We start from the raw sequence: 7,841 nt of genomic DNA, 5'->3' as shown, positions 1-7,841 counted from the left end.
AAGCACGCCGCCAGCGTTCGTCCTGAGCCAGGATCAAACTCTCCGTAGATGCATTCAATCGCTGGCCGAGAACCGAGAGCTAGCACTCTCGATGTCATCAACCAAAGGAATCCCATCCGGGCACCAGACCCGGAACGGGGTACTACTTGGCACTGACTTTCGGCACGCTGTTGAGTTCTCAAGGAGCGGACGCGCTCGAACCCCAGCCTTTCCAGGCCTTCGTTCGAGGCGGTGTCCCCACTGTAACACCGGCTCCGCAACGGTCCGGCCCCACGGGCCCTCCCGGCGGTTTCCCAGGCCTTCCGGCCCGGTCCGTTCTCGCTCGGTGCAGGAAGCACATTACACGGCCTCAGAGGGGTCGTGCACGGGGGGTCCCCGTGTCGCTCGCCACGCTGTCGGCGGGCGAGCGCGCACGAGGTGCAACGACGCGCAGCGCGCCCGTCTTCCCGGCCTCGGCCGTGCTGCTGGACGCCCGCGTCAGGCCACGCCGGCGGGACGGAACTGCACGCTCACCCGCGGTCCGACCGGCCGGGTCGTCTTCGGGATGCAGTGCTCCCAGGTGCGCTGGCACGAGCCGCCCATGACCACAAGGTCCCCGTGCCCCAGCGGGATGCGCAGGGTCTCGCCGCCCCCGCCCGCCGGACGGAGCAGCAGCGGCCGCGGCGACCCGAAGGAGACGATGGCGACCATCGTGTCCTGCGTGCGGCTGCGTCCCAGCCGGTCGCCGTGCCAGGCCACGCTGTCCCGTCCGTCCCGGTAGAGGCACATGCCTGCGGTGACGAACGGCTCGCCGAGCTCTGGGGCGTAGTGCGCGTCGAGCGCGGCGCGGGCCTCGGTCAGGAGCGGGTGCGGCAGCGTCTCGCCGCGCCCGTACCAGCGGAGCAGCCGCGGGACGGCGACCTCGCGGTCGTACATCTGCCGCCGGTCGGCCCGCCAGCCGATGTCGCCGAGCAGGACCTCGAGGACCTCGTCGGAGCCGGCGACCCAGCCGGGGAGGTGGTCGACCCACGCCCCGCGGCTGAGCACGTGCCGCCGCACCCGGCCCCGGAGCGGGGTGAGCGCGGCCTCCTCGGCGACGTCGAACATCGACGGCTGGTGCGCGAGCGTCATGCCGAGCAGGCTAGCGGCGCTCGAACGTGTGTACGAGTCCCTAGGCGGTGAGCGCGAGCGCGAAGGGCAGGACGCGGGAAACCCCCGCGAGCCGCAGCTCCCGCCCGGCGACGGTCATCGTCCAGCGCGAGTCGGCGAGGTCGTCGACGAGCAGCACCGGCACCGGCCCCAGCTCGTCCAGCCGCGACCGCAGCTCCGGCCCGACGACGACCCGCTGCCACACCCCGGCCAGCCGGAAGGCGCTGTTCCCGCCCGGGCCCCCGGTCGGGCCGCCGTGCGCGAGCGACAGCTCACCCAGGTACGGCAGCCGCCCCAGCCGGGCCAGGCCCTGCGCCACCCCGGTCACGAGCCGCGGACGGCGGCGCGAGGGGACGGCGACCAGCGCCGCCGGTCGCTCGGCCCAGTCCCAGGCGCCCAGCACGCGGGCGCAGGCGCGCAGCAGGTCCTCGTCCGGCGGGACGTCGGACACCGAGCGCTGCACCGGCACGTCGAAGGCGGCGTCCGGGTCCTCCTCGATGCCGGGCGCCTCGAGGTCGAGGGTCACCGTGCCACCGACGCCGTCGTCACCGAGCAGGGTGCGCAGCCGCTGGCCCCAGCCCAGGTCGGTCAGCCGGGCGACCGCCCGGCCCGGGTCGACCTGCTCGGCCGGCGCGATCTTCCCCTTCACCTCGACACCGAGCCGGTCGGCGCCGGTGGGCCACTGGGCGCGCGGGGCGAGCTCGACTCCCGGGCGGTCCAGCGCCGCGGAGGCCGCCTCGGCCGCGCCGGCGGGGACGTCGGTCGGGTACCAGGGGCCGGCGCAGACGTCGCAGCGACCGCACGGGGCGGCGGTCGGGTCGTCGAGCGCCTCCTGGAGGAACGCCATCCGGCAGCGCGCCTCGTCGACCGGCTTCGCGTAGACGATCATCGCGCGCTGCTCGGCCTCCCGGGTGCGGGCGACGCGGGCGTAGCGGTCGGCGTCGTAGACCCACGGGCGGCCGGTGGACCGCCAGCCGCCCTGCACCCGCTCCACCGCGCCGTCGACGGCGAGCACCTTCAGCAGCAGCTCCAGCCGCGAGCGGCGCACGTCGGCCACGGTCTCCAGCCGGGCCACCGACCACGCCTTCCCGTCGGCCATCGCCGAGAGCACCGCCGCGGCGTGGTCCTCCCGCGGCATGGACGAGGTGGCGAACCACTGCCAGATGGCGAGGTCCTCGGGGCCGGGCAGCAGCAGCACGTCGGCGGAGTCGACGGCGCGGCCGGCGCGGCCGACCTGCTGGTAGTAGCTGACCGGCGACGACGGCGCCCCGAGGTGGACGACGAAGCCCAGGTCGGGCTTGTCGAAGCCCATGCCCAGCGCCGACGTGGCGACCAGCGCCTTCACCCGGTTCTCCCGCAGCGCCTCCTCGGCCTCCTTGCGGTCGGCGTCGTCGAGGCGGCCGGTGTAGGCGCGCACGTCGTGTCCGGCGCCGCGCAGCAGCCCCGCCGTCTCCTCGGCCGCGGCGACGGTGAGCGTGTAGACGATGCCGCTGCCCGGCAGGTCGCCGAGGTGGGCGGCCAGCCAGGCGAGCCGGGCGCGGTCGGTGGGCAGCCGCAGCACACCCAGGCGCAGCGAGTCGCGGGCCAGCGGGCCGCGGACCGTCGTCACCCCGGCACCGCCGGCGCCCAGCTGCTCGGCCACGTCGGCGACGACGCGCTCGTTGGCCGTGGCGGTGGTGGCGAGGACCGGCGTGCCGGCGGGCAGCGTGCCGAGCAGGTCGCGGATGCGGCGGTAGTCGGGACGGAAGTCGTGCCCCCAGTCGGAGACGCAGTGCGCCTCGTCGACGACGAGCAGCCCGCAGCGGGCCACCAGCCCGGGTAGCTGCTCCTCGCGGAAGCGCGGGTTGGTCAGCCGCTCCGGGGAGACGAGCAGGACGTCGACGTCGTCGGCGGCCAGGCGCGCGGCGACGTCGTCCCACTCGGTGGCGTTGGCACTGGAGATCTCCACCGCGCGGATGCCGGCGCGGGCCGCGGCGGCCACCTGGTCGCGCATCAGCGCGAGCAGCGGGCTGACCAGAAGGGTGGGCCCGGCGCCGCGGCGGCGCAGCAGCGCGGTGGACACGAAGTACACCGCCGACTTGCCCCAGCCGGTGCGCTGCACGACCAGCGCCCGCTCCGACCGCTCGACAAGCGCGGCGACGGCGGCGTCCTGCCCCTCGCGGAACACCGCGTCGGGCCGGCCGGTCAGCTCGCGGAGGACGCCGAGGGCCTCGGCGGCCAGATCGGACGGGGGCGCGGCGGTGCTCATGGCCCCCGACAGTAGGTGGGTCCCCCGACAGCGGGACCGTGCGAGCGGGACCCGGGGACGACGGGCAGGATGGGGACGATGCGACCGCCGGACAACCACGTGCACACCGGGTGGTCGTGGGACACCCCGAGCAGCGTGACGATGGCGCGTGCCTGCGAGCAGGCCGTGGCGCAGGGGTTGCCGGCGATCGCCTTCACCGAGCACCTCGACTTCACCGTGTGGGGCCCCGACGACCGGGCCACCACCCTCGGCCTGGTCGACCGGCACGCCTCGCGGCACGAGCCGATCGACACCGAGGGCTACTGGGCCGAGCTGACCGAGGTCCGCGAGCGGTTCCCCGAGCTGCGCATCTGGTCCGGCGTCGAGGCCGGCGAGCCGCACCTGTTCGAGTCCAGCGTCGCCGCCCACCTGTCCGGCGCGCCGATCGACCGGATCCTGGGGTCGCTGCACTCGCTGCACCACGAGGGCCGGCTGTACGGGGTCGGGCAGCTGCTCTACTCCGACGCCGACGGGACGATGCGCCGCTACCTGGCCGAGGTCGTCGACATGGTGGAGAGCAGCGACGTCTTCCAGGTGCTCGCGCACGTGGACTTCCCGCGGCGGTACTGGCCCGGCGGGTCGCACCGGTACGTGGAGAAGGACTACGAGGAGGAGTACCGGGCGGTGTTCCGCGCGCTGGCCGGGACCGGCCGGGCGCTCGAGGTGAACACGAGCAGCCCGCTGGCGTCGGTCGACCAGGTGCGCTGGTTCCGCGAGGAGGGCGGCGAGGCGGTCAGCTTCGGCAGCGACGCCCACCAGCCCGGCGCGGTGGGGCAGCGCTTCGACCTCGCCGTCGACGTCGTCGAGGCCGCCGGGTTCCGACCCGGGCGGGACCGCTTCGACTTCTGGCGCCGCTGAGGCTCAGCCGGCCGCCCGGTCGAGGGCGGCGCGATAGACCCGGGGGAGCGCGACAGGGGCGATCAGGCCCTGGGCCAGCAGCACCGCCCGCCCGCGCAGCCCCCGGCCGCCGCTGTGGCGCCACGTCACGTCGACGTGGCTGCCGCCGTCGTCCCGCGGGGTGATCCGGACCTCGCCGGTGCCGCGGTCGCAGTGGTCGCTGTCCAGCAGCGTCCAGGTGACCCGGTCCGGGTCCGGCCACTCGTAGCGCAGCAGCACCCAGAACGGGACGCCCGCGCTGCCCTCGCGCAGCACGGCCCAGCCCTCGCCCTGCTCGCGGACCTCGTACCTCGCCGGGTCGAGGGTCTTCGACCACACCTCCAGCCGCCGGTCGCCGACGTCGGTGAACGCCTCGCGGACCTGGGCAGGGGTGGCGCGGGTGTCGAAGCCGAAGCGGACGCGCATCACCGTCTCCTCCCGGGCGGCCCCCGCTCCTCCCCGGCAGTGTCCCGTGGCCGGGGGTCCCGCGGAGGGGCACGAGGTCCCGACAACTACTTCACCGCTAAGAGAAACGCCGCTAGGGTCGCCGGGGTGACGTCCCGCCGCGTGGTGATCGCCCTCGGGGGCAACGCCATGACCGGCGCCGACGGCGCGGCCACCCCGGAGGCCCAGCGGAACGCGATCCGCGAGGCGGCCGGCCACGTCGCCGAGGTGGTGGCCGCCGGGGTCGAGGTGGTGCTCACCCACGGCAACGGCCCGCAGGTGGGCAACCTGCTGGTCAAGAACGAGCTCGCCGCCCACGTCGTGCCGCCGGTGCCGCTGGACTGGAACGTCGCGCAGACTCAGGCCACCATCGCCTTCACCGTCGCCGACGAGCTGGACGCGGCCCTGGCCGCCCGGGGGCTGCCCCAGCGCACCGCCGGGCTGGTCACCCGCACCCTGGTCGACGCGGACGACCCGCACTTCCGCGAGCCGTCGAAGCCGGTCGGCCGCTTCCTCCCGCGCGAGGAGGCCGAGCGGTTCGTCGCCCTCGGCCAGGTCTGGGAGGACCGCGGCCCGCGGGGCTGGCGGCGGGTGGTCGCCTCGCCCGAGCCGCGGTCGGTCGTCGACTCCCCCGCGATCCACGCCCTCGCCGCGGCCGGCTTCGTCGTCGTCTGCGCCGGTGGCGGGGGCATCCCGGTGACCGACGACGGCGGGGACGGTGCCGCCCTGCGGGGCGTCGAGGCCGTCATCGACAAGGACCTCACCGCCGCCGTCCTGGCGCGCGACCTGGAGGCCGACACACTGGTGATCGCCACCGACGTCGCGAACGTGATGGTCGACTTCGGGACGCCGTCCCAGCGCCCGCTCGGCCGGGTCACGGTGGCCGAGCTCCGCGCGCACGCCGGGGAGGGCCAGTTCGCCCGGGGCTCCATGGGTCCCAAGGTCGAGGCCGTCCTGCGCTTCGTGGAGGGCGGCGGCCAGCGGGCCGTCGTCACCTCGCTCGAGAACATCGCCGACGCCGTCACCGGGGACGCCGTCGGGACCGTGCTCACCGCCGCATAGGGAACGCTGCACAGAGAAGAGGAACAGGTGCCCGCACCGATCGAGGTCCGCAAGGTCCCGCTGCACAACGTGAGCGACGCCAGCGAGCTGGCCAAGCTCATCGACGACGGCGTCATGGAGGCCGACCGGGTCGTCGCCGTCATCGGCAAGACCGAGGGCAACGGCGGCGTCAACGACTACACCCGGATCATCGCCGACCGCGCCTTCCGCGAGGTGCTGCTGGAGAAGGGCAGCCGGTCGAAGGAGGAGGTCGCCGAGATCCCGATCGTGTGGTCCGGTGGCACCGACGGCGTGATCAGCCCGCACGCGACGATCTTCGCGACGCTGCCCGAGGACGCCGTCGAGAAGACCGACGAGCCGCGGCTGACCGTGGGCTACGCGATGAGCGACGTCATCCTCCCCGAGGACATCGGCCGCATCGCGATGGTGGAGAAGGTCGCCGAGGGCGTGCGCCGCGCGATGGAGGCCGCCGGGATCACCGACCCGGCCGACGTCCACTACGTGCAGACCAAGACGCCGCTGCTCACCATCGAGACCATCCGCGACGCGAAGAACCGCGGCAAGGACACCTACTACGACGAGCCGCACGGCTCGATGGACCTGTCCAACGGCACGACGGCGCTGGGCATCGCGGTGGCGCTCGGCGAGATCGAGATGCCCGAGCAGGAGCAGGTCATGCGCGACCTGTCCCTGTACAGCGCGGTCGCCTCGTGCTCGTCGGGCGTGGAGCTCGACCGGGCGCAGATCGTCGTCGTCGGCAACGCGCGCGGGCACGGCGGGAACTACCGCATCGGCCACTCGGTGATGAAGGACGCCCTGGACCAGGACGGCATCTGGGACGCCATCCGCCAGGCCGGCCTCGACCTGCCCGAGCGCCCGCACGTCAGCGACCTCGGCGACCGGCTGGTCAACGTCTTCCTCAAGTGCGAGGCCGACCCGACCGGCTACGTCCGCGGCCGGCGCAACGCGATGCTCGACGACTCCGACGTCTTCTGGCACCGGCAGATCAAGGCGACCGTCGGGGGCGTCGCGGCGTCGGTGACCGGCGACCCGGCGGTGTTCGTGTCCGTGGCAGCGGTGCACCAGGGCCCGTCGGGCGGCGGCCCGGTCGCGGCGATCGTCAGGGCCTGAGGCCGGCGCGGGACCCGCGGGGCGCTCCCCCGCGGGTCCCGCTCACGGCAGGATCGCGTCGACGCAGCCGCCGTCGACGCGCAGCGCGCCGCCCGTGGTGGCCGAGCCGGCGGCGAGGCGTGAACCGCCCCCGCGCCTCGTCCCAGGGCAGGTCGCGGCCGACCGGCGACGATGCCCCGGGACGAGCCGGTGACGACCGCGGTGCGGCCGGCGAGGCGATGCGCACGGGACTCCCCGGATCCCGGCGTCGGCCCACCCGCGGGGGGACGGCTCCCCGACGACGACGTCGCGGATCCCCGCCCGTCCTCGGCCGCACCGGCCCCGGCGGCGGTCCGGGGACGGCAGCCGGGGTCATCCGTCGAGGACGGCCAGGAAGGCCGGCGGGACGGCGTCGACCAGCCACACGCCGTTGGCCGACCGGGTGAACACCGCCCCGGTGGCGGCCAGCCCCGCCGCGTCGACGCGGAGGACGGCGGCGCGGCCCCGGCGCTCCCCGACCGTCCGGGCGGTCGCCTCGTCGGGGCTCAGGTGCACCGCGTGCCGGCGGCCCGGCCGCAGCCCCTCGGTGAGGATCGACGGCAGGTGGCGCACCGGGGTGCCGTGGAACAGCACGGCCGGCGGCGACTCGGCCGCGTACCCGAGCGCGACCGGCACGCTGTGCCCCTGGCTGGCGCGGATGCGCGTGCCGCCCGGGTCGTAGGCGAAGCGCCGCTTGTCGTTCCCGGCGACGACGCGGTCGAGGTCCCCGCGGGTCAGCGGCGTGCCGTGCGCGGCGAGAGCGGCCAGCAGCACGTCGACGTCGACCCAGCCTGCCTCGTCGAGGGCGATGCCGACGCTGTCGGGCCGGTGCCGCAGGACGTAGGACAACCGCTTGCTCACCCGGACGACGTCCACGGGTCAGCGGTGCCCCGGG

Annotated in this window: 7 protein-coding genes; 3 read left to right on the top strand and 4 right to left on the bottom strand. The window is 75.1% G+C overall.

Translation table 11 applies throughout. The features are described from left to right. Nucleotides 1-477: 477 nt before the first annotated feature. Together ACI8AB_RS10245 and ACI8AB_RS10240 are read right to left on the bottom strand one after the other, a co-directional pair. The gene (locus ACI8AB_RS10245) at nt 478-1,110 is read right to left on the bottom strand and encodes an alpha-ketoglutarate-dependent dioxygenase AlkB (protein ID WP_456950049.1); all 633 of its coding nucleotides are present in this window, start codon (nt 1,108-1,110) and stop codon (nt 478-480) included. 40 nt (nt 1,111-1,150) lie between these two features. Next, nucleotides 1,151-3,376 (bottom strand): RecQ family ATP-dependent DNA helicase, encoded by a 2,226-nt coding sequence (locus tag ACI8AB_RS10240; RefSeq protein WP_456950048.1) that lies wholly within the window; start codon nt 3,374-3,376, stop codon nt 1,151-1,153. Nucleotides 3,377-3,454: 78 nt separating this feature from the next. Here ACI8AB_RS10240 and ACI8AB_RS10235 point away from each other — a divergent pair, with 78 nt between their 5' ends. Further along, nucleotides 3,455-4,273 carry a PHP domain-containing protein gene (locus tag ACI8AB_RS10235; protein WP_456950047.1) on the top strand — a complete coding sequence of 273 codons (819 nt, stop codon included), beginning with the start codon at nt 3,455-3,457 and terminating at the stop codon, nt 4,271-4,273. 3 nt (nt 4,274-4,276) lie between these two features. Here the strand turns inward: ACI8AB_RS10235 and ACI8AB_RS10230 are convergent, their stop codons facing one another. Beyond that, nucleotides 4,277-4,717, bottom strand: a complete 441-nt coding sequence (locus ACI8AB_RS10230) for a hypothetical protein (protein ID WP_456950046.1) — start codon at nt 4,715-4,717, stop codon at nt 4,277-4,279. A 126-nt stretch (nt 4,718-4,843) separates the two neighbouring features. On the opposite strand from ACI8AB_RS10230, the gene ACI8AB_RS10225 reads away from it, so the two are divergent. Together ACI8AB_RS10225 and bar are read left to right on the top strand one after the other, a co-directional pair. Next, complete coding sequence (locus tag ACI8AB_RS10225; RefSeq protein ID WP_456950045.1) at nt 4,844-5,797, top strand: carbamate kinase; 954 nt, start codon at nt 4,844-4,846, stop codon at nt 5,795-5,797. Between the two features lie 27 nt (nt 5,798-5,824). Then, nucleotides 5,825-6,928, top strand: a complete 1,104-nt coding sequence (gene bar / locus ACI8AB_RS10220; protein ID WP_387991056.1) for a barbiturase — start codon at nt 5,825-5,827, stop codon at nt 6,926-6,928. A 351-nt stretch (nt 6,929-7,279) separates the two neighbouring features. Here the strand turns inward: bar and ACI8AB_RS10215 are convergent, their stop codons facing one another. Beyond that, on the bottom strand, nt 7,280-7,822 hold the full coding sequence (locus tag ACI8AB_RS10215; RefSeq protein ID WP_456950044.1) for an RNA 2'-phosphotransferase: 543 nt from the start codon (nt 7,820-7,822) through the stop codon (nt 7,280-7,282). Nucleotides 7,823-7,841: the final 19 nt, after the last annotated feature.

This window comes from Geodermatophilus sp. SYSU D00698 (genome assembly GCF_054050335.1).
Note: the sequence above shows the minus strand (reverse complement) of the source record. Positions and strands in the feature narration are given on the sequence as shown.